The organism is Blastococcus sp. SYSU D00813 (assembly GCF_054050735.1).
This window is the reverse complement of the sequence record NZ_JBJGZX010000010.1, coordinates 115,803-139,033: the sequence shown is the minus strand read 5'-3', so window position 1 is coordinate 139,033 and position 23,231 is coordinate 115,803. Positions and strand designations below refer to the sequence as shown.

The 23,231-nt window shown below is 77.0% G+C and carries 23 protein-coding genes; 12 read left to right on the top strand and 11 right to left on the bottom strand.

The window, feature by feature from the left end; all coding sequences use genetic code 11:
• The first annotated feature begins 11 nt into the window (after positions 1-11).
• The 4 genes from ACI8AX_RS09685 (at position 12) to ACI8AX_RS09670 (ending at position 3,590) form a co-directional block, all read left to right on the top strand.
• Positions 12-1,454 carry a dihydrolipoamide acetyltransferase family protein gene (locus ACI8AX_RS09685; protein WP_456549593.1) on the top strand — a complete coding sequence of 481 codons (1,443 nt, stop codon included), beginning with the start codon at positions 12-14 and terminating at the stop codon, positions 1,452-1,454.
• A 28-nt stretch (positions 1,455-1,482) separates the two neighbouring features.
• A complete protein-coding gene (locus ACI8AX_RS09680; protein WP_456549592.1) occupies positions 1,483-1,872 on the top strand; it encodes a hypothetical protein in 390 nt (129 codons plus the stop codon).
• A complete protein-coding gene (locus ACI8AX_RS09675) occupies positions 1,869-3,041 on the top strand; it encodes an AGE family epimerase/isomerase (RefSeq protein WP_456549591.1) in 1,173 nt (390 codons plus the stop codon). Before ACI8AX_RS09680 ends, ACI8AX_RS09675 begins: the two co-directional genes overlap by 4 nt.
• 81 nt (positions 3,042-3,122) lie before the next feature.
• On the top strand, positions 3,123-3,590 hold the full coding sequence (locus ACI8AX_RS09670) for an SRPBCC family protein (protein ID WP_456549590.1): 468 nt from the start codon (positions 3,123-3,125) through the stop codon (positions 3,588-3,590).
• 72 nt (positions 3,591-3,662) lie between these two features.
• Here ACI8AX_RS09670 and ACI8AX_RS09665 read toward each other — a convergent pair whose 3' ends face one another.
• Genes ACI8AX_RS09665 through ACI8AX_RS09650 form a run of 4 tightly spaced genes read right to left on the bottom strand, consistent with a single transcriptional unit; the run spans position 3,663 to position 7,918 of the window.
• Positions 3,663-3,923 carry an HPr family phosphocarrier protein gene (locus tag ACI8AX_RS09665; RefSeq protein ID WP_456549589.1) on the bottom strand — a complete coding sequence of 87 codons (261 nt, stop codon included), beginning with the start codon at positions 3,921-3,923 and terminating at the stop codon, positions 3,663-3,665.
• A 46-nt stretch (positions 3,924-3,969) separates the two neighbouring features.
• Complete coding sequence (locus ACI8AX_RS09660; protein ID WP_456549588.1) at positions 3,970-6,102, bottom strand: PTS fructose transporter subunit IIABC; 2,133 nt, start codon at positions 6,100-6,102, stop codon at positions 3,970-3,972.
• Between the two features lie 20 nt (positions 6,103-6,122).
• Complete coding sequence (locus ACI8AX_RS09655) at positions 6,123-7,136, bottom strand: 1-phosphofructokinase family hexose kinase (RefSeq protein WP_456549587.1); 1,014 nt, start codon at positions 7,134-7,136, stop codon at positions 6,123-6,125.
• Complete coding sequence (locus ACI8AX_RS09650; RefSeq protein ID WP_456549586.1) at positions 7,133-7,918, bottom strand: DeoR/GlpR family DNA-binding transcription regulator; 786 nt, start codon at positions 7,916-7,918, stop codon at positions 7,133-7,135. Before ACI8AX_RS09650 ends, ACI8AX_RS09655 begins: the two co-directional genes overlap by 4 nt.
• Positions 7,919-8,069: 151 nt before the next feature.
• On the opposite strand from ACI8AX_RS09650, the gene ACI8AX_RS09645 reads away from it, so the two are divergent.
• The 3 genes from ACI8AX_RS09645 to ACI8AX_RS09635 all read left to right on the top strand — a co-directional run bounded on the left by ACI8AX_RS09645 (position 8,070) and on the right by ACI8AX_RS09635 (position 12,314).
• Positions 8,070-9,761, top strand: coding sequence for a phosphoenolpyruvate--protein phosphotransferase (locus ACI8AX_RS09645; protein ID WP_456549585.1), 1,692 nt, complete (start codon positions 8,070-8,072; stop codon positions 9,759-9,761).
• Between the two features lie 132 nt (positions 9,762-9,893).
• On the top strand, positions 9,894-10,025 hold the full coding sequence (locus ACI8AX_RS09640) for a hypothetical protein (RefSeq protein WP_409328432.1): 132 nt from the start codon (positions 9,894-9,896) through the stop codon (positions 10,023-10,025).
• 186 nt (positions 10,026-10,211) lie between these two features.
• On the top strand, positions 10,212-12,314 hold the full coding sequence (locus ACI8AX_RS09635) for a diguanylate cyclase domain-containing protein (RefSeq protein ID WP_456549584.1): 2,103 nt from the start codon (positions 10,212-10,214) through the stop codon (positions 12,312-12,314).
• 49 nt (positions 12,315-12,363) lie between these two features.
• Here the strand turns inward: ACI8AX_RS09635 and ACI8AX_RS09630 are convergent, their stop codons facing one another.
• Positions 12,364-12,885 (bottom strand): DUF4396 domain-containing protein, encoded by a 522-nt coding sequence (locus ACI8AX_RS09630; RefSeq protein ID WP_456549583.1) that lies wholly within the window; start codon positions 12,883-12,885, stop codon positions 12,364-12,366.
• A 137-nt stretch (positions 12,886-13,022) separates the two neighbouring features.
• Here ACI8AX_RS09630 and ACI8AX_RS09625 point away from each other — a divergent pair, with 137 nt between their 5' ends.
• A complete protein-coding gene (locus ACI8AX_RS09625; RefSeq protein WP_456549582.1) occupies positions 13,023-14,504 on the top strand; it encodes a diguanylate cyclase domain-containing protein in 1,482 nt (493 codons plus the stop codon).
• 6 nt (positions 14,505-14,510) lie between these two features.
• On the opposite strand, the gene ACI8AX_RS09620 is transcribed toward ACI8AX_RS09625, so the two are convergent.
• Both ACI8AX_RS09620 and ACI8AX_RS09615 read right to left on the bottom strand, forming a co-directional pair.
• Entirely contained in the window at positions 14,511-15,353 is an 843-nt protein-coding gene (locus ACI8AX_RS09620; RefSeq protein ID WP_456549581.1) for a tyrosine-protein phosphatase, read from the bottom strand.
• Positions 15,350-16,279 (bottom strand): 3-methyladenine DNA glycosylase, encoded by a 930-nt coding sequence (locus tag ACI8AX_RS09615; RefSeq protein ID WP_456549580.1) that lies wholly within the window; start codon positions 16,277-16,279, stop codon positions 15,350-15,352. The genes ACI8AX_RS09620 and ACI8AX_RS09615 overlap by 4 nt, the downstream gene beginning before the upstream one ends.
• A gap of 185 nt (positions 16,280-16,464) precedes the next feature.
• Between ACI8AX_RS09615 and ACI8AX_RS09610 the strand changes: the two genes are divergently transcribed.
• The 4 genes from ACI8AX_RS09610 to ACI8AX_RS09595 are packed head-to-tail and all read left to right on the top strand — an operon-like array spanning position 16,465 to position 20,117.
• Positions 16,465-17,436, top strand: coding sequence for an ABC transporter ATP-binding protein (locus tag ACI8AX_RS09610; protein ID WP_456549579.1), 972 nt, complete (start codon positions 16,465-16,467; stop codon positions 17,434-17,436).
• A gap of 28 nt (positions 17,437-17,464) precedes the next feature.
• A complete protein-coding gene (locus ACI8AX_RS09605) occupies positions 17,465-18,268 on the top strand; it encodes an ABC transporter permease (RefSeq protein ID WP_456549578.1) in 804 nt (267 codons plus the stop codon).
• A 44-nt stretch (positions 18,269-18,312) separates the two neighbouring features.
• Positions 18,313-19,515 (top strand): sensor histidine kinase, encoded by a 1,203-nt coding sequence (locus ACI8AX_RS09600; protein WP_456549577.1) that lies wholly within the window; start codon positions 18,313-18,315, stop codon positions 19,513-19,515.
• A complete protein-coding gene (locus ACI8AX_RS09595) occupies positions 19,512-20,117 on the top strand; it encodes a response regulator transcription factor (protein WP_456549576.1) in 606 nt (201 codons plus the stop codon). The genes ACI8AX_RS09600 and ACI8AX_RS09595 overlap by 4 nt, the downstream gene beginning before the upstream one ends.
• A gap of 12 nt (positions 20,118-20,129) precedes the next feature.
• On the opposite strand, the gene ACI8AX_RS09590 is transcribed toward ACI8AX_RS09595, so the two are convergent.
• The 4 genes from ACI8AX_RS09590 to ACI8AX_RS09575 form a co-directional block, all read right to left on the bottom strand.
• Positions 20,130-20,315, bottom strand: a complete 186-nt coding sequence (locus ACI8AX_RS09590) for a hypothetical protein (protein WP_456549575.1) — start codon at positions 20,313-20,315, stop codon at positions 20,130-20,132.
• Complete coding sequence (locus tag ACI8AX_RS09585) at positions 20,315-20,566, bottom strand: hypothetical protein (protein ID WP_456549574.1); 252 nt, start codon at positions 20,564-20,566, stop codon at positions 20,315-20,317. Before ACI8AX_RS09585 ends, ACI8AX_RS09590 begins: the two co-directional genes overlap by 1 nt.
• A 176-nt stretch (positions 20,567-20,742) precedes the next feature.
• Positions 20,743-22,587, bottom strand: a complete 1,845-nt coding sequence (locus tag ACI8AX_RS09580) for an acyl-CoA dehydrogenase (protein WP_456549573.1) — start codon at positions 22,585-22,587, stop codon at positions 20,743-20,745.
• 205 nt (positions 22,588-22,792) lie between these two features.
• On the bottom strand, positions 22,793-23,212 hold the full coding sequence (locus tag ACI8AX_RS09575) for a LapA family protein (protein WP_456549572.1): 420 nt from the start codon (positions 23,210-23,212) through the stop codon (positions 22,793-22,795).
• Positions 23,213-23,231 lie beyond the last annotated feature (19 nt).

Below are 23,231 nucleotides of genomic sequence, written 5' to 3'. Positions count from 1 at the left end.
GGGTGGCCGCGGTGCTCCGTCAGTTCAGGCTCCCCGACGTCGGCGAGGGCCTCACCGAGGGCGAGATCCTGCAGTGGCTGGTCGCCGTGGGCGACCAGGTGACGATCAACCAGCCGCTGTGCGAGGTGGAGACGGCGAAGGCGGCGGTCGAGCTGCCCTCGCCGTTCGCCGGCACGGTCACCGAGCTGCTGCACGAGGCCGGCAGCACGGTCGAGGTCGGCGCCCCGATCGTCACCATCGACGTCGGCGGCGAGACCCCGGCCGGGGACGGGGCCGGTGGGGGCGGCGCCGAGCGCACGCCCAACCTGGTCGGCTACGGGCCGCGGACGACCGAGGCCCGCCGGCGGCCCCGCCGCAGCGGGACGGACGTCGCCGCCCGCGCCACGGCGCCCGTCGCGGCCGCTGCGCCCGCCCCGTCGCGGACCCCGCTGCTCGCCACCGTGCCCGACCTCGACACCAAGCCCGTCCGCCACGGCGGGCTGGAGGTCGGCCGCGCCGCCGAGGCGCACGCCCTGCAGGAGGCGGCCGCCCCCTCCCGCCCGGCGCCGCACGGCACCGGCCGGCCGCGGCCGCTGGCCAAGCCGCCGGTCCGCAAGCTGGCCCGCGACCTGGGCGTGGACCTGACCGGGCTGACCGGCAGCGGCGCGGGCGGGGTGATCACGCGGGCCGACGTCGAGGCGGCGGCCGCGGCCCCGGCTCCCGCGGCGACCCCGGCAGCGGCTGCGACCGTGGCCCCCGGCGCCGCGGCCGGGCAGGCGGGGGAGCAGCGGATCCCGGTCAGCGGCGTCCGCAAGCACACCGCGGCGGCGATGGTGGCCAGCGCGTTCACCGCGCCGCACGTGACGGAGTTCCTCACCGTCGACGTCACCCGCACGATGAAGCTGCGCACCCGGCTGGCCGCCCGGCCGGAGTTCGCCGGCGTCAAGGTCAGCCCGCTGCTGTTCGTGGCGAAGGCGCTGCTGCTCGCGGTGCGCCGGCACCCGGTGGTGAACAGCCGGTGGGAGGAGGCGACCCGCGAGATCGTCGTCCCCGGGCACGTGAACCTCGGCATCGCCGCCGCCACCCCGCGCGGCCTGCTCGTGCCCAACGTCAAGGACGCCGACCGGCTCGCCCTGCCCGACCTCGCCCGGGCCCTCGCCGAGCTCACCGAGACCGCCCGCGCCGGGCGCACCTCCCCGGCCGACATGGCCGGCGGCACCATCACGATCACCAACATCGGGGTGTTCGGCGTCGACACCGGCACCCCGATCCTCAACCCCGGCGAGTCGGCGATCCTCGCCTTCGGCGCGGTCCGGCCGATGCCGTGGGTGCACAAGGGCAGGGTGGTGCCGCGGCAGGTGACCACGCTGGCGCTGTCGTTCGACCACCGGGTGGTCGACGGCGAGCTCGGCAGCCGGTTCCTCGCCGACGTCGGGGCCGTGCTGCACGACCCGGCCGCGGCGCTCGCGTTCTGAGAGGGTGGTGCCGGCGAGGGGAGAACGGGTGGACCGGCTGCGGGTGGCGCTGCGCCTGGTGCTGGTCCTCGCCGCCTGCACCGGCGCCGCCATCCTCCTCGCCGGCACCCGGCCCGCCTCCGACCCCGGCCTCCTGCCGTGGCTGGTCCAGGCGGCCGGCCACCTCTGCGGCCTCGTCGCCGGCCTCCTCGTCCTGGGCTCGCGAGCCGACGGGGAGGCCGCCGCCGGCGCCCGGCCCGGGGCGCTGCTGCTGCCCGCGGTGCTCGCGCTCGTGCTGCTCGACGTCGTCGTGGCCACCACCTCGTCGGGCGGGGCGGTCGTCGGCGCCGGGCTGCTGCGGATCGTGCTGTTCGTCGCGATCGGGTGGGCCGCCCTGCAGATCGCGCGGACCCTGGCCGAGGGACGGCGGGCCCGGTGACCGACCTCGGCCGGCTGCTGGACTTCGCCGCTCGCTCGCGGGTCCCCGAGGGCGGCTTCGGCCACCTCGGGTCCGACGGCGAGCGGGAGGACCGGCCGCAGGAGACCTACGTCGTCGCCCGGATGACCCACGTCTTCGGGCTGGCGCACCTGCTCGGCCGCCCGGGCGCGGCGGGCCTGGCCCGGCACGGCGTGGCGGCGCTGCTCGACGGGCCGCTGCACGACGCGGAGTTCGGCGGCTGGCGGGCCGCCGAGGAGGACGACACCAAGGCGGCCTACGTGCACGCCTTCGCCGTCCTCGCCGGCGCCACCGCGACCGCCGCCGGGATCGACGGCGGCCGGCAGCTGCTGGGGCAGGCGCTGGCCGTGTGGGACGGCCGGTTCTGGGACGACGGCGCGGGCCTGGCGGTGGAGGAGTGGAGCCGCGACTGGGCGGTCTGCGGCGACTACCGCGGCGCCAACGCCAACATGCACGGCGTCGAGGCGACCCTGGCCGCCGCCGACGCCCTCGCCGCCGAGGAGCCGGCCACCGCGGCCACCCTCCGGCACCGGGCGCTGCGCAGCACGGAGCGGGTCGTGCACGGGTGGGCCCGCGAACGCGGCTGGCGGTTGCCCGAGCACTTCACGCCCCGCTGGGAGCCCCTCCCCGAGCACAACCGGGACCGGCCGGCGGACCCGTTCCGGCCCTACGGCGTCACCGTCGGGCACCAGTTCGAGTGGGCCCGGCTGTGCCTGCACCTGCGCGCGGCCCTGGGGGACGACGCACCGGCCTGGCTGCTCAACGACGCCCTCGCCCTGTTCGACGCCGCGGCCGGGCGCGGCTGGGCGGCCGACGGGGAGCCCGGCTTCCCGTACACGCTGGACTGGGACGACCGGCCCGTCGTCGGCGCCCGGCTGCACTGGGTGCTGTGCGAGGCGGTCGCCGCGGCCCACGTGCGGCACGCCGTCACCGGCGACGACCGCGCCGCCGGGCTGGCACGGGCCTGGCGGGCGCACGGCGAGGAGCGCTTCGCCGACCCGGCGACCGGCAGCTGGCACCACGAGCTGACCCCGGCCGGCGAGGTCTCCGGCGACACCTGGTCCGGGCAGGCCGACGCCTACCACCTGGCGCAGATGCTGCTCCTCGAGGGCCGGCCCGTGCGGGGGAGCGTCGCGGCCGCGCTCCGCTGACCTGTCCGGATGCGTGTGTCCGGCCCCCGCGAGGTGGGTAGGCCGGACACGACCGACACCCCGAGACAGAGGAGGCCGACCGTGGCCAGCGTGCAGGAGTCCGTCGACGTCGACGTCCCGATCCGGGTCGCCTACGACCAGTGGACCCAGTTCGAGTCCTTCCCGGAGTTCATGGGCGGCGTCGAGCGGATCACCCAGATCGACGACACCCACACCCACTGGGTCACCAGCATCGACGGCGTCAAGCGGGAGTTCGACGCCGAGATCACCGAGCAGCACCCCGAGGAGCGGGTCGCCTGGACCAGCACCAGCGGTGACGCCAAGCACGCCGGTGTGGTCACCTTCCACCGGCTCGACGACAGCAAGACCCGCGTCATGATCCAGATCGACTGGGAGCCGCAGGGCATCGTCGAGAAGGCCGGCGCGGCGCTGGGCTTCGACGACCGCCAGGTGAAGGCCGACGCCCAGCGGTTCAAGGAGTTCATCGAGAAGCGCGGCACCGAGACCGGTGCCTGGCGCGGCGACGTCTCCCGGCCCGACCAGGCCTGAGCCGCTCCGCGAACGCACGACGGCGCCCGTCCCCCCTCACCGGGGGACGGGCGCCGTCGTGCGCAGCGGTGGCTACTCGGCGTCGAGGTCGGCGGCCACCAGGTCGGCGATCCGGGCCAGGGTCGCCTCGTCGTCGCTGGTGACGACGACCTCCGCGCCCTGCTTGGCCCCGAGGGTCATGATCATCAGCGCCGACCCGCCGTCGACGGGCGCGCCGCCGGGGGTGGCCAGGGTGACCGGGACGCCGCTCTTGGCCACGGCCTCGGCGATCAGGGCCGCCGGCCGGGCGTGGAGCCCGACGCGGGAACCGACGGTGACGGTCTGACTGGGCATCAGTGCCTCTCCTCGCTGCTGGGGACGCTGGGTCGAGCCTGCCGCACTACGCCCGGACCGGCTGGGCGGGGACGGTGCTGGTCGCCGCGTGGGCGTGGGCCAGGTCGACCGCGTCCTCGGGGACGACGTCCGCCTTCGGCCGGCCGATGCCCTTGGCGACCGTGACGGCGGCGGCGCCGACGACCGTGCCGGCGATCAGCGCGAGCACGAACCACAGGACGCCGTCCATGGCGAAGAAGACGAAGATGCCGCCGTGCGGGGCCTGCAGCTCCACCCCGGCCGCCGCGACGATCGCGCCGGTGGTGGCGCCGCCCAGCATCATCGAGGGGATGACCCGCAGCGGGTCGGCCGCGGCGAACGGGATGGCGCCCTCGGAGATGAACGAGAGGCCCAGCAGCCAGGCGGCCTTGCCGTTGTCCCGCTCGGCGGGCGTGTACAGGCCCGGCCGCACCAGCGTGCTCAGCGCCATGGCCAGCGGCGGCACCATGCCGGCGGCCATGACCGTGGCCATGATGACCAGCTGCTGCTCGCCACCGTCGCCGGCCAGCGCCGCGGTGAGGCCGGTGGTGGCGAAGACGTAGGCCGCCTTGTTCACCGGGCCGCCGAGGTCGAAGCACATCATCAGGCCGAGCACGATCCCGAGCACGACGGCGGCGGAGCCGGTGAGGCCGTTGAGCCAGTCGCCGAGGCCCTCCAGCGCCGCGGCCAGCGGCCGGCCGAGGACCACGGCCATGAGGCCGCTGGAGATCAGCGTCGCCAGCAGCGGGATGATCACCACGGGCTGCAGGCCGCGGACGCCGGCGGGGAGCTTCCAGCGGCTGATCCACAGGGCGGCGAAGCCGGCGATGATGCCGCCGACCAGGCCGCCGATGAAGCCGGCGCCCACGGTGACGGAGACGGCGCCGACGACGAAGCCGGGCACGATGCCGGGCCGGTCGGCGATCGCGTAGGCGATGTACCCGGCCAGCGCCGGGACGAGGAAGCCGAACGCGGCCTGCCCGAGCACGGTGCACACCGCGCCGAGGTAGCCGAGGAAGCCGTCGTTGAGGCCCTCGACCCCGGGCGCGCTGGGCAGGTCCACGAACGAGTTGTTCAGCACCCAGCTCAGCGCGTAGCTCTGCCCGTCGACGTCGGGGTTGCCGTTGACGATCTGGTACCCGCCGAAGAGGAAGCCCAGCGCGATGAGCAGACCGCCGGCCGCGACGAACGGGATCATGTAGCTCACACCGGTGAGCAGCCAGCGGCGGATCTCCGCGCCGGTGCCCGGGCGGGGCCCGGCCGCGGGGGCCGCCTCGGCGCCGCCGGCGGTGCCGGGGACCCGGCGGGCCTGCGGGTCGTCGGCGGCGGCGAGCGCCTCGCGGATCATGACGTCGGGCTCGTTGATGGCCCGCTTGGTCCCGGACTGGACGACGGGCTTGCCGGCGAACCGCTCCCGGTCGCGCACGCCCACGTCGACGGCGAAGACGACGGCGTCCGCGGCCCGGATGACCTCGGGGTCCAGCGGCGTGGAGCCCGAGGAGCCCTGCGTCTCCACGTGCAGCACGACGCCCGCGGCCTGCGCGGCGGCGGTCAGCTTGTCGGCGGCCATGTAGGTGTGCGCGATACCGGTCGGGCACGCGGTGACGGCCACGAGGCTGCGGGCGGCGGCGGCCGGGGGAGCAGGGGCGACCGGGGGAGCAGCGGCGGCAGCGGGTGCCGGAGCGGTGGCCGCCGGGGTGGGCGCCGGCTCGGGGGCGACGACCTCCTGCACCAGGGCGACGATCTCGTCGGCCGAGCCGGCCGCGCGCAGCGAGGCCACGAACTCCGGCCGGACGAGCGCCCGGGCCAGCGCCGTCAGCAGGGTGAGGTGGTCCGCGTCGCCGTGCTCGGGCGCCGCGATGAGGAAGACGAGGTCGGCCGGGCCGTCGGGAGCGCCGAAGGCGACGGCGGGGGAGAGGCGGGCGAAGGCCAGGGAGGCCTCGGTGACCGCGCCGGAGCGGCAGTGCGGGATCGCGATGCCGCCGGGCAGGCCGGTGGCGGCCTGCGCCTCGCGGGCGAGGGCGTCGGCGGCCAGCCCGTCGCCCGAGGTGGCGCGGCCGGCCTCGGCCACGAGCGCCGCGAGCCGGCGGACCACGGCCTCCTTGTCGGCGCCGAGGGCGGCGTCCAGCGTGACGAGCTCACGCGTGATCAGTGCGGACATGCGGACCTCTCCGAGGTGCGTCAGGGGACGTCGGACCCGGCGGGCGCGACGGGGGACGGGAGGTCCCGCTCGGGGAGCGGGGCGGTCACGACGGAGGCGGCCACGCTGTCGACCTGCGCCGGGGTGGGGACGGCGGAGCCGGGCAGGCCGGCCGCGGCGGCGCCCGAGGCGACCGCGCGGCGCAGCCGCTCCTCCGGTGGGGCGCCGGCCAGGTCGGCCAGCAGGTGCCCGGCGAGACTGCAGTCCCCGGCACCGACCGTGCTGCGCACGGTGATCCGCGGCGGGCGGGCGGTGGTGCGGCCGCCCGCCGCGGTCGACAGGAGGGCGCCGTCGGCACCCAGGGTGAGGAGCACCTCGCCGACGCCACCGGCGTGCAGGCCGTCGACCGCGGCCAGCAGGGCGGCGCGGTCGGCGGCGAGCGCGGCCTCGCTGGTGCCGGCGACCTGCGCCAGCTCCTCGGCGTTGGGCTTGAGCAGGTCCGGCGCCGACGCCGGACCGGCGGCCAGCAGCGCCAGCAGGGGCGCCTCGGAGGTGTCGACGGCGATCCGCGCGCCGGTGGGCCGCAGCGCCCGCACCAGCTCGGCGTACCAGTCGACCGGCGTCCCCGGCGGCAGGGAGCCGGCCAGCACCACCCAGGCGGCGCCGTCGGCCGCGCGCAGCAGCGCGTCGGTCAGGGCGGCGCGGGTGGCCGCGTCCAGCGGCGCGCCGGGCTCGTTGAGCTTGGTGGTGGTGCCGTCCGGCTCGGTCAGGCTGTAGTTGGTCCGGACGGGGGTCGGGACGTCGACCGTGGCCATCGGCAGCTCGAGCCGGCGCAGCGCGGTGACGATCGGGTCGTCGAGCGCGGCGGGCAGGACGGTGACGACCTCGCCGCCCGCGGCGGCCAGCGCCCGCGACACGTTGACGCCCTTGCCGCCGGGCTCGGTGGTGCTCGCGCCCAGCCGGGCGACCGCGCCGCGCTCGAGCAGGCCGGGGAGGACGAGGGTGCGGTCCATGCTCGGGTTGGCCGTCAGCGTGACGACGCGGCGCCCGCTCACGCCACCACGACCTCGACGCCGGCGTCCTCGAGGGCGCCGACGTGCTGCGGGTCGGCGCCGGCGTCGGTCACCAGGACGTCGACCTCGTCGGCCCGGGCGAAGCGCACGAGGTGCTCGCGCCCGAGCTTGCTGCTGTCGGCGAGCACGACGACCCGCTGCGCGGCGCGGACCATCGCCCGCTTCACCGAGGCCTCCGCCTCGTCCGGGGTGGTGCACCCGTGGGTCGCGGTGACGCCGTTGGCGCCGAGGAACGCCACGTCCAGCCGCAGCTCGCCCAGCGCCCGGACCGGCGTCTCGCCCACCGAGGTCTGGGTGATGCCGCGGACCCGCCCGCCCAGCACGTGCACGGTGAGCCCCGGTGCCGTGGACAGCCGCGCGGCGATCGGCACGGAGTTGGTGGCGACGAACAGCCGCCGGTCGGGCGGCAGCAGCTCGGCCAGGGCCGCCGTCGTGCTGCCGCCGTCGAGCAGGAGGCTGCCGTCGGTGTCGGGGAGCAGGTCGAGGGCGGCGGTGGCGATCTTGCGCTTGTGCTCCAGCCGGGTCGCCGTCCGCTCGCCGAGCGCGGTCTCGGCGAGGGTGAGCGCGCCGGCCGGCACGGCGCCGCCGTGCACCCGGCGCAGGGCGCCGGCGCGCTCGAGGACGGCGAGGTCGCGGCGGATCGTCTCGGTGGTGACGCCGAAGTCCTCGGCCAGTGCGGTGACCGCGACGCGGCCGCGGTCGGCCACGAGGCCGGCGATCGCCTGCTGCCGCTCCTCCGCGTACACGGTGCCCCCTCGCGTCATGTCCGGTTTGTTGGTTTCGCGTCTGTGTTGGTGTTGTTCTACGTTGGTTACGTTGACAAGTCAACACCGATTCGTGAGGCTGGTCACCACCAGCGGGCCGACGCCGTCCCGCCTCGCGCCCCGCCCGCCCGCCACCCCCAGCGAGGTACCGATGTCCTCTCCCGCTCCCGCCGCCGCGCGCACCGTCCTGACCGGCACCCCGGTCGTCCCCGGCGTCGCGTGGGGGCCCGTGGTCCGGCCCTCCGGCTCCGTCCGCCTGCCGGAGGGGCCGGCGGACGGGGTCGCCGAGGACGCGCGGGAGGCGGAGAAGGAGCGCTTCGCGGCCGCGGCCGGCCGGGTCGCCGACCGGCTCGCCGCCCGGGCGGGCGCCGCGACCGGCGCGAGCGCCGAGGTGCTGGCAGCGACGGCGGGCCTGGCGCGGGACCGTGGGCTGCTGGCCGCCGTCGAGCAGCGGATCGACGGGGGCTCCCCGGCGGCGGTCGCGACCGTCGCGGCCGCGCAGCAGTTCGTCGACCTGTTCACCGGCCTCGGCGGGCTCATGGCGGAGCGGGTGACCGACGTGCGCGACGTCCGCGACCGGATCGTCGCGGAGCTCACCGGCCAGGGCGAGCCCGGCGTCCCGGCCCCCGAGGTGCCCTCCGTGCTGCTCGCCGAGGACCTCGCCCCCGCCGACACCGCCGGCCTCGACCCCACCCGCATCGTCGGGCTGGCGACCTCGCAGGGTGGCGCGACCAGCCACACGGCGATCATCGCCCGGCAGCTCGGGCTGCCCTGCGTGGTGGCCGTCGCCGGGCTGGACGACGTCCCGGCCGGCGCCACCGTGCTGCTCGACGGCGAGCACGGGACCGTCACCGTCGACCCGGACGAGGCGGCGGCACGGGCCCGGGTCGCCGAGGCGGAGGAGATCGCCGCCGCGCTGGCCGCCTACCGGGGACCGGCGGTCACCCGGGACGGCGTCGCGGTGAAGCTGCTCGCCAACGTGCAGGACGGCGCCGGCGCGCGCACGGCGATGGACGCCGCGGCGGAGGGCGTCGGGCTGCTGCGCACCGAGCTGGCCTTCCTCGGGCGGGCGGAGGAGCCCTCGGTCGAGGAGCAGGCCGACGGTTACGCCGCCGTGCTGGCCGCGTGTGCCGGTCGCCGCGTCGTCGTCCGCACCCTGGACGCCGGCTCGGACAAACCGCTGGCCTTCGCCACCCCGCCGGCCGAGGCCAACCCGGCGCTCGGGGTCCGGGGACTGCGGGTGGCCCGCCGCGACCCCGGCCTGCTGGAGCGTCAGCTCGACGCGATCGCGCAGGCCGCCCGGCGCACCGGCGAGGTGCCCTGGGTGATGGCGCCCATGGTGGCCACCGAGGCCGAGGCGGCCGACTTCGCCGCGCGCGTGCGCGCCCGCGGCCTGGTGCCCGGCGTCATGGTCGAGGTCCCCTCGGCGGCGCTGCTCGCCGACCGGCTGTTGCGGCACGTCGACTTCCTGTCGCTGGGCACCAACGACCTCTCGCAGTACACCCTCGCGGCCGACCGCCTCTCCGGGGAGCTCGCCGACCTCACCGACCCGTGGCAGCCGGCGCTGCTCACTCTCGTCCGGCACACCGCCGACGCCGGGGCGCGCGCGGGGAAGCCGGTCGGGGTGTGCGGAGAGGCGGCCGCCGACCCCCTGCTGGCCTGCGTGCTGGTGGGCCTGGGTGTGACCTCGCTGTCCTGCGCCGCGTCGTCCGTGCCGGGGGTGGGTGCCCGCCTGGCCACGGTGACCCTCGCCGACTGCCGGCGCGCCGCCGAGGCGGCGCTCGGCGCCGCAGACCCGGCCGCCGCACGGGCCGCGGCACGGTCCGCGCTGGTGGCGGGATGACGGCGCGCACCTCTCCACCGGGTGAACTTCCGTAGGAGATCACACCGACTCGCCTGCGATCCTCAGGAATATCGGTCGCTCCACCTGCTTTACTACGGATGTCACCACAACGACGACATCCGGAGAGCAGCGATGAGCACCGTGTCCACCTGGCGTCAGCGTCGGCAGGCCTCGCGCACCCGGCGGGCCCTGGAGCGTGCGCTGTTCCGTGCCCCCAGCCCCGCCCTGCGCGACGAGCTGCTGACCATCGCGAACGGCCGCTGAGCCGTCCGCCCCGCGGCCCCGCACCCCCACCGGGGTGCGGGGCCGCTGTCGTCCCGGCGCTGTCGTCCCAGCGCTGTCGTGACCCGGCGCTGTCGTGTCCCGGCGCTGCGGTGCGGCGGACTCACCCGGACGGGGTGCCCGGGGGTGGATGCGAGGCTGAACCGAGCCGATACGCATCCCGTGGAGATGCAGGACGGGGGAGACCCGGCGGCGGAGGGGTCCCGGGCGGGGCACGCGGAGGAGCCGCGGGAGACGTCCGGGGTCACGACGGCCCTGGTCCTCGCGTACGTGCGGGAGCACGGAGGTGACGCCGCCGTCGACGAGGTGCTGCGTCGCGCCGGGACCGCGCTGGGCGCCGAGGAGCTCTCGCTGCCCTCGCGGTGGACGAGCTACGAGACGCGGATCCGGTTGTTCACCGCCGCCACGGAGGTGCTCGGCGACCCCGAGACCATGTTCCGCGTGGGCGCGGAGTCGCTGGGCCGGGGGATGAACCCCGCCGTCGTGCTGCTCGTGCGCGCCCTCGGCTCCCCCCGGCAGGTCTACCGGAAGCTGCCGCGGGCGGTCGGCAACTTCAGCACCACGTCGACGATGGAGATCGTCACCGCCGACGCCTCGTCCGCCACCATCCGGTACCGCCTGCACGAGGGGTACCGGCACTCGCGGCTCGACTGCGACTACGCCCGCGGGCTCATCGGGATGGTCCCCACCGTCTTCGGGATGCGGCCGGCGACGGTCGTGCACGAGGAGTGCGAGTCCGACGGCTCCCCCGCCTGCGTCTACCACCTGACGTGGGACCGCCGTCCCCGCTGGTGGCGCGGTGGTGGAGCCGGTCGGGACGCCGAGCTCGCCGCCCTCCGCGGCCAGCTCCGCTCGCTGCAGTCGGCCGCGGCGGACCTGGTGGCCGCCGACGACCTGGAGGCGGTGCTCCACCGGATCGTGGAACGGGCCGCGGCCGCGGTCCTCGCGCCGGGCTACCTGCTCGCGGTGTCCGCCCCGCAGGGCGGACCGCCCCTCGTGCACGCGTCCGGCCTCCCCGCCGAGCAGGTCCCGGACCTCGCCCGGCGGCTGCTCGCCGGCGAGGACCTCGGCGCCGGTGTCGTGTCGGTGGACGTGCGCTCGGCCCGCCGGCACCACGGCCGGCTGGCGGCCCTGAACCGGCCCGGTGGTGGCGGCCTCGGCGCGGAACGCGACATGCTCGCGGCCTACGCCGGCCACGCCGCGGCGGCGCTGGACCTCGTCATGGCGCTCGACGAGGCCCGCCTGGAGGCGCGCCGCGCCGAGGCACTGCTCGGGCTCGCGCACCGGCTGTCGGCTGCGCCGGACGCGGCGGCGGTGTGCCGGGAGGTGGCCGCGGCGCTGCCGGGCGTCGTCGGCTGCACCAGCGCCTCGGTGCTGTTGTGGGACCCGGCGTCCGGTGCGCTGCGCGCGGCCGCGTCCGAGGGCCTGGAGCCGGAGGCGACCGAGGTGCTCGCGCGGGCCGTCCTCGTGGCCGAGGAGGTCCCCGAGCTGGTCGGCATGCTGACCGACCGGGAGCCGCGCTCCCTGACCGTCGGGGCCACCAGTCCCGTGCTCGACGACCTGCTCGCCCGCCTGGGGGTCGCCGAGGTCGTCGCCGTCCCCCTGCTGGCCGGGTCCGCGCTCCTCGGGGTGGCCACCGCCTCCTGGGCCGCCGGCTCTCCGGCGCCGTCCCGGAGCAGCGACGTCCTCGCCCGCCTGCGCGGCGTCGGTGACCAGGGCGCGACCGCCCTGCAGAAGGCCCGGCTGCTCGAGACCGTCCGCCACCAGGCGACCCACGACGCCCTCACCGGCCTGCCCGGCCGCGGGCTCCTCCTCGAGCGACTGGAGAGCGCGCTGGCCGGCAACCCGGCGGACCGGCACGTGGCGGTCCTCTTCTGCGACCTCGACGGCTTCAAGCAGGTGAACGACACGCTGGGGCACGCCGCGGGCGACGAGCTCCTCCGGCAGGTGTCCGCGCGGCTGCGCGGCGCGATCCGGCCGGGCGACGTGGTGGGCCGGCTCAGCGGCGACGAGTTCGCCGTCGTCCTGCCGGGGCTGTCCGGGCCGGAGGACGCCGCGCAGGTGGTCGAGCGCCTGCACGCCTGCTTCGCCGAACCGTTCCAGCTCGGTGGCCGCCGGGTCGACGTCGGCACGAGCGTGGGCGTCGGAGTCCACTCCGGCGAGCACGGCAGGGCCGGCGAGGTGCTGGGCGCCGCGGACGCGGACATGTACCGGCACAAGCGGCGGGGACGTCCCGCTCCCGTGCCCGGCGGCGACGTCGCGGCACGCTGACCGGGCCCCGGGCCCCGGGCGCCGCGCGGCGTCCGGGGCCCGTCCTGCGTCAGTGCATCGCGTGGACGACCGCGTGCCCCCGGCCGCGGCCCATCAGCCAGCGGTTGACGGGCAGGGTCACCACGAAGGCCACGGCGAGCGCGAACGCCAGCGCGCCCCAGAACAGGCCGTTCGCCAGGCCCGCCTCCATCGCGCCCGGCACGGTCACCATGACGCCGTTGTCGACCAGCTCCATGACCGCGATCGACACCGTGTCGGCGGCCAGGGCCACCCGCACCGCGGCGCGGAACGGCAGGCCGGCGCGCAGCACGCCGCGCACCGTCAGCGCGTAACCGAAGACGAAGGCCAGGGCGACCGCGAGGGCGATCGTCGCCCCCTCCGGCCAGCCGAGGGCCGTGCCGATCACCATGCCGAGCACCTCGCCGATGGCGCACCCGGTGAGGCAGTGCAGCGTGGCCTGTGCCGCCGACGACCAGCTGACCCGGCCGGGTCCCTGCCGGTGCCCACCGTGGGCGTGCTCGTGCGCGACGACCGCGTGCTCGCGCGGGTCCGGTGCGGTCCGCTGGTCCATGGCGTCCTCCTCGACTGGGTGCTAATACCCCCTAGGGGTATGCATTAGTGATACGCCGGTCCGGTGGTGCGGTCAACCCCCCCTCGCACGAGGCGGTCGCGCTCAACCGGGAGGCCCGTCGTGCCGATGCGGTGCGGGTGAGGACCTCAGACCGGAGCGGGCCGCTGCGCCGCCGGCACCGCGCGCCCGCCCCCGCCGCGGCGCCGGCGTCCGCGCACCTGGCCGCGCTGGCGGCCGCCGCGGCCGGTCTCGCCTCCGGCGCCGAGGCCGCCGACGCGCTCGGCGACCTGCTCGCCCGCGCGTCCGCGGCGCTGCCGGGCACCGGCCTGCTGCTCGCGGTGACCGCCGCCGACGGTGACGGGGTGCTCCCGCGGGCGGTCGGGGTCCCGGAGGAGCAGGTCCCCGGCCTCGCCGCGGTGCTCGTCGCCGGCGGTAGCCCGGCTCCTGGCGCCGTCGTCGTCGACGTCGTCTCCGGGCGCCGCTGGCACGGCCGCCTGGCCGCCCTGCCCACCGGGTCCCCCGCCCAGCCCGCAGCCGCGGCCCCAGCCGGGGCCGCAGCCGGGGACGACGCGGTCGACCTGGCCGCGGTGCTGCGGGCCCACGCCGGGCTGGCCGCCGCCGTCCTCGAACGGGCCGCCGCGACGGAGCAGGCCCGCGTGGAGGCGGCCCGCGCCGCCGCCCTGCTCGCCCTGGGCCCGGCCGTCGCGGCCGCGCCCGACGCGGCCGCCGTGTGCGCGGAGGCGGCCGCCGCCCTGCCGGGCGTCGTCGGCTGCGACCGGACCACCCTCCTGCTGTGGGAGACCGGCGCCGGGCGGCTGCGCGCCGTCGCCGGCAGCGGCGCGGCCGACCCCCTGCCGCTGGAGCTGTACGCCGAGGAGACGCCCGAGCTGGTGGGCATGCTCACCGACCGCGCGCCGCGGGTGCTGCGCTGGGAGACCTGCAGCCCGGCCGTCCGGGACCTGCTCGGCGCCGGCGGCACCACCGACGCCCTCGCCGTGCCCCTCGTCGCCGGCGGCGCCTTCCTCGGGGTGGCCACCGCCAGCTGGCCGGCCGGCCGCGCGCCCGCCGCCCCGGAGCGGGAGCCCCTCGAGCGGCTGCGCGCGGCCGCGGCGACGGTGGCGGTCGCGCTGGACCGCGCCCGGCTCGCCGAGACGCTGCGCCACCAGGCCACCCACGACGCCCTCACCGGCCTGCCCAACCGGGGCCTGCTCCGCGAGCGCCTGGAGGCCGCCCTGACGGCGGTGCGGGCCGACCAGTCGGTCGGCGTGCTGTGCTGCGACCTCGACGGCTTCGCCGCCGTCAACGGCGAGCACGGCGCTCAGGCCGGCGACGAGCTGCTGCGCCAGGTGGCCGCCCGGCTGCGGGCCGCCGTCCGGCCCGCGGACACGGTGGCCCGGCTGGGCGCCGACGAGTTCGCCGTCCTGCTGCCGGGCCTGGGCGGCCCGGCGGACGCCGAGGCGGTGCTCACCCGGGTGCGGGCCTGCTTCACCGAGCCGTTCCGGCTGGCCCGCCGGCCGGTGCAGGTGGGGACGACGGTGGGCGTCGCCGTGCACACCGGCGAGTGGGGCGTCGCCGACGACCTCCTGGCCGCCGCCCTCGCCGACCGCCGCGGGGCCTGAGGGCCGTCAGTCGCGCAGCCTCGCCCGCAGCGCGGCCTGCTCCTGCGGCCCGAACCCGTGCGCCGTCAGCCAGCCGACCGGCCCGCCGTGCCGCTCGTCGAGCAGCGCCAGGACCCGCTCCATCGTCTCCGCCCGAGGCGTGTGGACGGCGACCTCGCGCCGCTCCATGTCCTCGGCGTAGGTCGGGGACGACGCGAGCTTGGCCACCAGCGCGTCGATGATCTCGGCCGTCAGCGCGTAGTCGGCGACGATCTCCTCGTGCGGGACGCCGGCGACGGCGAGGGCGAAGGCGACGATGACGCCGGTGCGGTCCTTGCCGGCGGCGCAGTGCACCACCGAGGCGCCGTCCGCGGCGGCCAGCGCGCGCAGCGCCCCGGTCACGTTCTCCGGCCGGTGGTCCAGGTAGCCCAGGTAGGAGCGCACGGCCGGCGGCTCGCCCTCGTCCTGCTCGGCCACCTGCCGCGGCAGCAGCGACTCCGCCCACCCGCCGGGCAGCTCGGGGACCTCGGCCTCCTCGACCGCGAAGACGTCGGTGTGGTGGCCGCGCTCGGGCAGCAGGCTGAAGTGGCGGTGGGTGACCTCCGGGACCGACCGCAGCGGCCCGCGGCCCTCCATGAGCACCTCGGCGGTGCTGCGCAGGTCGATCACCTCGCGCAGGCCGAGGTCGTGCACCAGCCGGTGGACGTCGGCCTCGCTCAGGGTCTGCAGGTTGTCGCTGCGCAGGACCCGGCCGGGGCGCGTCGTCCCGCCGTCGACGGTGGGCAGCCCGCCCAGGTCGCGGGTGTTGGTGGTCCCGTCGAGGGCCAGCCAGCGGTCGGTGCGCACGGGGTCTGCGGAGCGAGAGGTCACGGAGCGACGGTACGGCGGCCCGGCGACGGCGCGGCGACGGGCGGGAGTCCGCCGAGCAGCCGGCCGCAGACCTCGAGCAGGCGCGCCCGCAGGGCGGCGCCGCGGTCGGCGAGGGCCCGCTGGCGGCGGGCGTACTCCGCCCGACCCTCCGGCGTCTCGACCGCCACGGCCGCCTCGCCGTAGGAGCCCAGGTCGTACGGGGAGGCCTGCATGTCCAGCAGGCGGACGTCGGCGGCGAGCGCGAAGCAGTCCAGGGCCAGCTCGCCGGGGACCGCGGGCCCGAGCTTCAGCGACCACTTGTGCAGGTCCATCCCGGCGTGCAGGCAGCCCGGCTGCTCGAGCTCGACCTGCGTCGCCCGGGTCGGCTGCAGCGCGTTGCGGCCGGCGGCCTGGGGGGTGAAGAAGCGGAAGGCGTCGTAGTGCGTGCACCGGATCGCCGAGGCCTCGACGACGGCGTCGGTCCCGGCCCGGCCCAGCCGCAGCGGCAGCGGGTGCCGGCGGTCGTCGGCGCGGTAGACCATCGCCCACTCGTGCAGGCCGAAGCAGCCGGTGAAGGCCGGCCGGGCGGCGGTGGCGGCGAGCAGCCGGGCGACGAACCGCACCGTGTCGCCGCGGTCGGCCAGGTAGGCGGCCGGGTCGAGCGCGACCGCCCCGCCGGCGCCGGTGGCGTACCAGCGGGTGCCGGCCTGGGGCGCCGGCGTCCCGTCGTCGGGCAGCAGCGCGACCCCGGCGCCGGGGTGCCAGCGGCGCAGCAGCGCGGGGCGCGTGTCGTAGTAGGTGTAGAGGAAGTCCTCGACCGCGTGCCGCTCCCCCCGGACGCGGCGGGCGCGGTGCCCGGCGGTCAGGCCGTCGGCCCGTGCCGCGTGCTCCTCCGCCCGCCGGCGCCACTCGGCCGCCGGGAGGCGGGTCGGGGCGTCGGTCGGCACGCGGACCAGGGTAGGCAGCCGCCGCCAGCCGGCCGGACCCGTGACACGTGTCAGGGGTGCACCCGTGCCGGCGGCCGCGCAGGTCGTGAGCGGTGGCACCTGTGCGCGGCCCGGGCCGGCGGCAGCCTCGGAGGTGTCCCGAGGAACCGGCCGCGCGGCGGCCGGACGCGCCACGAGGAGGCCCCGTGCACCCGTTCCCCGTCCCCCCGGCCGTGGACGACGGCCCGCCCGCCGTCGAGGTCGTCGACCTCGAGCGCCGCTACGGCTCCTTCGCGGCCGTCCGCGGTATCTCCTTCGAGGTCCGGCCCGGCGAGGTCTTCGCGCTGCTGGGCGTCAACGGGGCCGGCAAGACGTCCGCCCTGGAGGTCCTCGAGGGGCTGGCCCGGCCGGCCGCGGGCACCGTGCGGGTGCTGGGCCGCGACCCGGTCGCCGAGCGGGCCGCCGTCCGGCCGTCGCTGGGCGTGCTGCTGCAGGCCGGCGGCCTGCCGGGCGACCTCACCGTGGCCGAGACCGTGCGGGCGTGGGCCGGGACCCTGACCTCCCCGCTGCCCGTGGCGGAGGCCCTGGCCCAGGTCGGGCTGACCGGGCGCGCCGACGTCGCGGTGCGCAGCCTCTCCGGCGGGGAGCGCCGACGGCTCGACGTGACCCTCGCGCTGCTCGGCCGGCCGCGGGTCATCGTCCTCGACGAGCCCAGCACCGGCCTGGACCCGGAGAGCCGCCGCGCCGTCTGGGACCTGGTCCGCCGGCACGTGGCCGGGGGCGCTGCCGTCGTCCTGACCACCCACCACCTGGAGGAGGCCGAGGAGCTGGCCGACCGGATCGCCGTCATGCGCGCCGGCCGGATCGTGCTCTCCGGCACCGCCGGGGAGATCGCCGCGACCCAGCCGGCGACGATCCGGTTCGAGCTGCCCCCGGACGCGCCGGCGCTGCCGGCGCTGCCGGCCACCGAGCCGGTGGGCACGGCGCCCCGCGTCGAGCTGCACACCTCGGCGCTGCAGCCGGCGCTCACCCGGCTGCTCGCGTGGGCCGAGCGGGAGCGCGTCGCCCTGGTCGGCCTGCAGGCCCGCTCCGCGACCCTCGAGCAGGCCTTCCTCGCCGTCGCCGACGCGCCGGGTGACGCCGCCGACGCCCCGTACCGCGCGCACGCCGCCGCCTGACCGACCCCACCGGACCCGAGGACCCCCGATGACCGCTGTTCTGCCCCGCACCCCCTCCCGCACGCGCCGCACGCTGGTGCTGGCCGGCGCCGAGACCCGGCTCCTGGTGCGCAACCGCACCGCCCTGGTGAACTCCGTGCTGCTGCCGCTGCTCCTCGTCGCCGCGGTGCCCGCGCTGGGCATCGACGAGGACGAGGCCGCCGCCGGCCCGCACCTGGTCGTGGCCGCCGTCGGCGTCACCCTCGTCTTCCTCACGTACTACAACCTCGTCACCACCTTCGTCGCCCGCCGCGAGGAGCTCGTCCTGCAGCGCATGCGGACCGGCGAGCTCACCGACGCGGAGGTGCTGCTGGGCACCGCTGCGCCCACCCTGCTGGTGACGCTGGGCCAGGTCGCCCTCGTGACGGTGGGTGTCGCGGTCATCGGCGAGTGGGCCGCGCCGGTCGACGTCGTGCTGCCCCTGGTCGCCCTGCTCGGCGGCGCCGCCCTGATGGTGCTGCTCGCGCTGGCCAGCACGGCCTTCACGCGCTCGCCCGAGAGCGCCCAGATCACGACGCTGCCCCTGGTCGTGGCGACGACGGCGCTGTCCGGGCTGCTGTACCCGCTGTCGACCCTCCCCGAGCAGGTGGCGGCCGTCGCCCGCCTGCTGCCGCTGACCCCGGTCGTCGAGCTGGCTCGGCTGGGCCTGGCCGGCCGCACCGCGGACGGCGACGCCGTCGACCTCGCCGGTGCCTGGGCCGCCGCGCCGGCGCCCCTGGCGGTCCTGGCGGCCTGGCTGGTCGTCGGCGCCGTCGTGGTGCCGCGGGTCTTCCGCTGGGCCCCGCGCCGGTGACCGCTGCGGGCTCCGCGGACGGCCGGTACGGCAGCATCCTGGCCGTGCCGACCGTCTCGCGGTGGTGGGAGAGCCGTACCGCGCCGCAGCGCCTGGACCTCTACACCCGGTGGTCCTTCTACGGCTGGCTCGGCCTGACCCCGGCGCTGGCGCTGCTCGCGCTGGCCCCCGTCGCCGCCGAGGCCGGCGCGGCGCTGGTCGCCGGCTACGTGGCCGGCTGCGCCGCGGTCGGCGGGCTGGGCATCGCGGTGGCGCGGGCCGGACTGTCCGCGCCCCGGGAGGCGGCCCCCGCCCCGCGGGCGCTCCTCGGCGCGCTCGCCGTCCTCGCGCTGGGGACGGCGGGGGCGGGGCTGGCCGCCGCACGCGGCTCGGAGGCGCCGGAGGCGGTGGTGTGGGCGGTCGGCCTGCCGCTGGCCACGGTGCCCACGGCGGCGGCTCCGCTCTGGTCCTCCCGGGTGCTCGGCGGCGCCGGCGCAGGGGCCGGCGTCCTCGTCGGCCTGGCCACCGCGGCGACCGGCCGGCCCCTGCCCGCGGCCGTCGCGCAGGCGGTCGCGATGACCCTGGCGGTCGTCGGGCTGGCCGTCGCCTTCCGGTTCTCGGTGTGGGTGCTCGACGTCGTGGTCCAGACCGAGCGCAACCGCGGCGTGCAGCTGCAGCTCGCCGTCGCGGAGGAGCGGCTGCGCTTCGCCCGCGACCTGCACGACGTCATGGGCCGCAACCTCTCGGTGATCGCGGTCAAGAGCCAGCTCGCCGGCGAGCTGGTGCGGCGGCAGCGGCCGGAGGCCGCCGACGAGGTGGCCGACATCAGCCGGATCGCCGAGCAGTCGCTGCGCGAGGTGCGGGAGGTGGTGCGCGGCTACCGCACCGCCGACCTGGCCGGTGAGCTGGCCGGCGCCCGCTCCGTGCTGCGTGCGGCCGGCGTCGGCTGCACGGTGGTCGGCGAGGAGCACGGCGCCGGCCTGCCCGAGCAGGTGCAGACGGCGCTGGGCTGGGTGGTGCGGGAGGCGGTGACCAACGTGCTGCGACACAGCCGCGCGGCCACCTGCACGGTCGCCCTCGCCGCCGGGGACGGCGCCGCCACCCTGACGATCGTCAACGACGGCGTCGGGCCGGGCGAGCCGCGGTGGGGCAGCGGGCTCACCGGGCTGGCCGAGCGGCTGGCCGCGGCCTCCGGCCGGCTGACGACGGGGTGCGACGGCGGGCGGTTCACCCTCGCCGCGACGGTGCCGGTGGAGGGAGTCGCGTGATCCGGGTGCTGCTGGCCGACGACGAGAACCTCATCCGGTCGGCGCTGGCCGCGCTGCTGGCCCTGGAGGACGACGTCGAGGTGGTCGCGCAGGCCGCGTCCGGCGCCGAGGCGCTGGCCATGGCGCGGGCGCACACCCCCGACGTCGCCGTCCTGGACCTGCAGATGCCCGACCGCGACGGGATCTCCGTGGCCGCCGAGCTGGCGGGGGTCGTGCCGGACTGCGCCTGCGTCATCGTCACCGGCCACGGGCGGGCCGGGCACCTCAAGCGGGCCCTGGCCGCCGGGGTGCGCGGCTTCCTGCCCAAGACGGTGCAGTCGTCGGTGCTCACCGACGTCGTCCGGACCGTCCACCGCGGCGGCCGCTACGTGGACCCGGAGCTGGCCGCCGAGGCGATCAGCGCCGGGGACAGCCCGCTCACCCCGCGGGAGGCCGACGTCCTGGAGCTGGCCGCCACCGGCGCCCCGGTCGAGGAGATCGCCGCCCGGATCCATCTCTCGCCGGGGACGGTGCGCAACCACCTGTCCGCGGCCGCCGCGAAGCTGGGCGCCGCCAACCGGCACGCGGCCGTGGCGGCCGCCCAGCGGCACGGCTGGATCTAGCCGGCGCGGCGGCTAGCTCGCGTCGTTGCCGCCCCGCACCACGGAGTCGTCGCGCTGCGCCTCGTCGTCGGTGGTGAGCGTCGTGTCGAGCGCACCGCGGTCGCCGGCGTCGTCGCCGGTCTGCCCGTCGATGAGGTTCTCGTTGCTGTCGGCGGTGTCCGGGGACTCGCCGTAGCCGGTGCTCTGGGACTCGCTCATCAGTCTGACCTGCCTCCGGATCGTGGGGTGGGGCCCGACACCTCGCCGGACGCTCCGGCACCCCTCGCCCGGGCGACGTCTCCGTCGGCGCGGGCGGGCAGGTCGTCGTCGTGCGCGGCGTCGCGTTCGAGCGCGTCCTCGCGGGTGAGGGGCACGTCCTCGAACGAGGACCCGCTGTCGCTGTTGTCGCCGGTGGCCGACGCCGTGTCGACGTCCTGCTGGATCCGGTCGCTGCCCTGCGGATCGGTCATGCGGGCCTCCTCGGGGACGGCGCTGTCGCAGGAGCGACATGCCCGTCGTCCCGGGGGCGGAAACGGCGACGGCCGCCTCCCCGCGCGGGGAGGCGGCCGTCGTCGTGACGTGCTGGAGCGGCCCCTGTGCCCCCCACCGCGGGCTCGCGAGCGGTGGGGGGCACAGGGGTCCTCCATCAGAAGGCGGCCTCGTCGACCTCCATGAGGGAGTTGTCGGTCGCCTCGACGATGGCCCGCTCGCCGGCCAGGCGCGGCAGCACCTGGGTGGCGAAGAAGCGGGTGGCCGCGAGCTTGCCCTCGTAGAAGTGCCGGTCGCGCTCGCCGACCTCGCCGGACAGGGCGGCCAGGGCCACCTCGGACTGGCGGATCAGCAGCCAGGCGGTGACCAGGTCGCCGACGGCCAGCAGCAGCCGGGAGGTGTTCTGGCCGATCTTGTAGACGTTGGTCATGTCCTCCTGGGCGGCGGTCAGGTGGCCGAACATCGCGGTGAGCATGGCCTGGACCTCGCCGAGGGCGGTCGCCAGGTGCGCCCGCTCCTCCTTGAGGCGGCCGTTGCCGGCCTCGGCGTCGATCGTGGCCTGGATCTGGGAGGCCAGCCAGGTCAGGGCGACGCCGCCGTCCTTGACGATCTTCCGGAAGAAGAAGTCCTGGCCCTGGATCGCCGTCGTCCCCTCGTAGAGGGTGTCGATCTTGGAGTCGCGGATGTACTGCTCGATCGGGTAGTCCTGCAGGTAGCCGGACCCGCCCAGGGTCTGCAGCGACTCCTGGGTGAGCAGCTGGGTGGCCCGCTCGGAGCCGAAGCCCTTCACCACGGGCAGCAGCAGGTCGTTGACGCGGGCGGCGAGCTGCGCCTCCTCGCTGTCGGCCTGGCCGGCGGCCTGGGCCTCCACGACCTGGTCGCGGAAGCTCGCCGCGTACAGGTACAGGGCCCGCATGCCCTCGGCGTAGGACTTCTGCAGCATCAGCGAGCGCCGCACGTCGGGGTGGTGGGTGATGGTGACCCGCGGGGCGTCCTTGGCGGTGGCGGCCAGGTCGGCGCCCTGGACGCGGTTCTTCGCGTAGTCCAGCGCCACCTGGTAGCCGGCCGAGAGGGTGGCGATCGCCTTGGTGCCGACGAACATCCGGGCGTACTCGATGATCTTGAACATCTGGGCGATGCCGTCGTGCACCTCGCCCACCAGCCAGCCCTTGGCCGGGACCGGTCCGTCGCCGAAGGTGACCTCGCAGGTCGTGGAGACCTTGAGGCCCATCTTCTTCTCGACGTTGGTGACGTAGACGCCGTTGCGCTCGCCGAGCTCGCCGGTCTCGACGTCGACGTGGAACTTCGGGACGACGAACAGCGACAGGCCCTTCGTGCCCGGCTTCGCGCCCTCGGGGCGGGCCAGCACGAGGTGGATGATGTTGTCGCTCAGGTCGTGCTCGGCCGAGGTGATGAACCGCTTCACGCCCTCGATGTGCCACGACCCGTCGGGCTGCTGCACGGCCTTGGTGCGGCCGGCGCCGACGTCGGAGCCGGCGTCGGGCTCGGTGAGCACCATGGTGGCGCCCCACTGGCGGTCGATCATGAGCTGGGCGAGCTTCTTCTGCTCGTCGGTGCCCAGCTCCCACAGCACGGTGCCGAACGTCGGGCCGGAGCCGTACATGAACACGGCCGGGTTGGCGCCGAGGATCATCTCGAAGGCGGCCCACCGCAGCGCCACGGGGGCGCCGAAGCCGCCGAGCTCCTCGGGCAGGTCGAGCCGGAACCACTCGCCCTCGGCGAGGGCCTGCACGGACTTCTTGAACGCCTCGGGCAGCACCACGGAGGAGGTCGCCGGGTCGAAGACCGGGGGGTTGCGGTCGGCCTCGGTGAAGGACTCCGCGATGGGGCCCTCGGCCAGCCGGCGGATCTCGGCGAGCACGCCGCGCGCGGTCTCGGCGTCCATCTGGGCGAACGGCCCGGTGCCGAACCTGTCCTTGGTGTCGAGGAACTCGAAGAGGTTGAACTCGAGGTCCCGCAGGTTGGCGGTGTAGTGGCTCATGCGCGTGTGGCTCCCGTGCTCCGTGCCGTCGTCGGCGGGTCCGTACCCGCCAGTAACAAACGCTATTACTCACGGGTAACAACGGCAAGCGCGTGCCTGCCCGACACGCTCGGAGGGGCCGGTCCGACCCCAACGGAGGAGACCGGGACGCACCGAGGCCGCGCCCCCGGACGGGGACGCGGCCTCGGGTGTGCGGGCGCTGGGGTCAGCGGCTGCGGCGGCGGGCCCTGAGGACGGCGCCGGCGAGAGCGGAGATCAGCGCGCCGAGGACCGCCGCGATCAGCAGGGCGAGGACCAGGGGCGCGTCGACGTTGCCGAAGACCAGGCTGATGTCGACGGTCTGCGTGTTGAACACGACGAACAGCACGAGGACGACGGTGACGAAGAGGAGCAGCCCCAGCGCCAGCGACCGGCCGATCGTCTTCCCGGTCGAGCGGGACGACGTCGCCGGTCCGCCCGGTGTCGACGGGCCGTGGCCGGCCGGGCCGCCGGTCGTCGTCCCGCCGGACACGGGCCCGCCGGGGGTGCCGCCGGGGGTGCCGCCGGGGGTGCCCAGGCCCGGGGCGCGCGGGGCACCCGGGTTGGGGCCCGGGTAGGGGTCGGCGGGGGAGGCGGGAGTGGTCACGGCGTGATCATGACCCCGC

Bases quoted from the DNA above. Each gene is read 5' to 3' on its own strand.
- ACI8AX_RS09665 (WP_456549589.1), bottom strand. From the start codon at position 3,923: ATGCCCAGTCAGACCGTCACCGTCGGTTCCCGCGTCGGGCTCCACGCC.
- ACI8AX_RS09660 (WP_456549588.1), bottom strand. From the start codon at position 6,102: ATGTCCGCACTGATCACGCGTGAGCTCGTCACGCTGGACGCCGCCCTC.
- ACI8AX_RS09650 (WP_456549586.1), bottom strand. From the start codon at position 7,918: ATGACGCGAGGGGGCACCGTGTACGCGGAGGAGCGGCAGCAGGCGATC.
- ACI8AX_RS09645 (WP_456549585.1), top strand. From the start codon at position 8,070: ATGTCCTCTCCCGCTCCCGCCGCCGCGCGCACCGTCCTGACCGGCACC.
- ACI8AX_RS09640 (WP_409328432.1), top strand. From the start codon at position 9,894: ATGAGCACCGTGTCCACCTGGCGTCAGCGTCGGCAGGCCTCGCGCACC.
- ACI8AX_RS09635 (WP_456549584.1), top strand. From the start codon at position 10,212: ATGCAGGACGGGGGAGACCCGGCGGCGGAGGGGTCCCGGGCGGGGCAC.
- ACI8AX_RS09630 (WP_456549583.1), bottom strand. From the start codon at position 12,885: ATGGACCAGCGGACCGCACCGGACCCGCGCGAGCACGCGGTCGTCGCG.
- ACI8AX_RS09605 (WP_456549578.1), top strand. From the start codon at position 17,465: ATGACCGCTGTTCTGCCCCGCACCCCCTCCCGCACGCGCCGCACGCTG.
- ACI8AX_RS09590 (WP_456549575.1), bottom strand. From the start codon at position 20,315: ATGAGCGAGTCCCAGAGCACCGGCTACGGCGAGTCCCCGGACACCGCC.
- ACI8AX_RS09585 (WP_456549574.1), bottom strand. From the start codon at position 20,566: ATGACCGATCCGCAGGGCAGCGACCGGATCCAGCAGGACGTCGACACG.
- ACI8AX_RS09580 (WP_456549573.1), bottom strand. From the start codon at position 22,587: ATGAGCCACTACACCGCCAACCTGCGGGACCTCGAGTTCAACCTCTTC.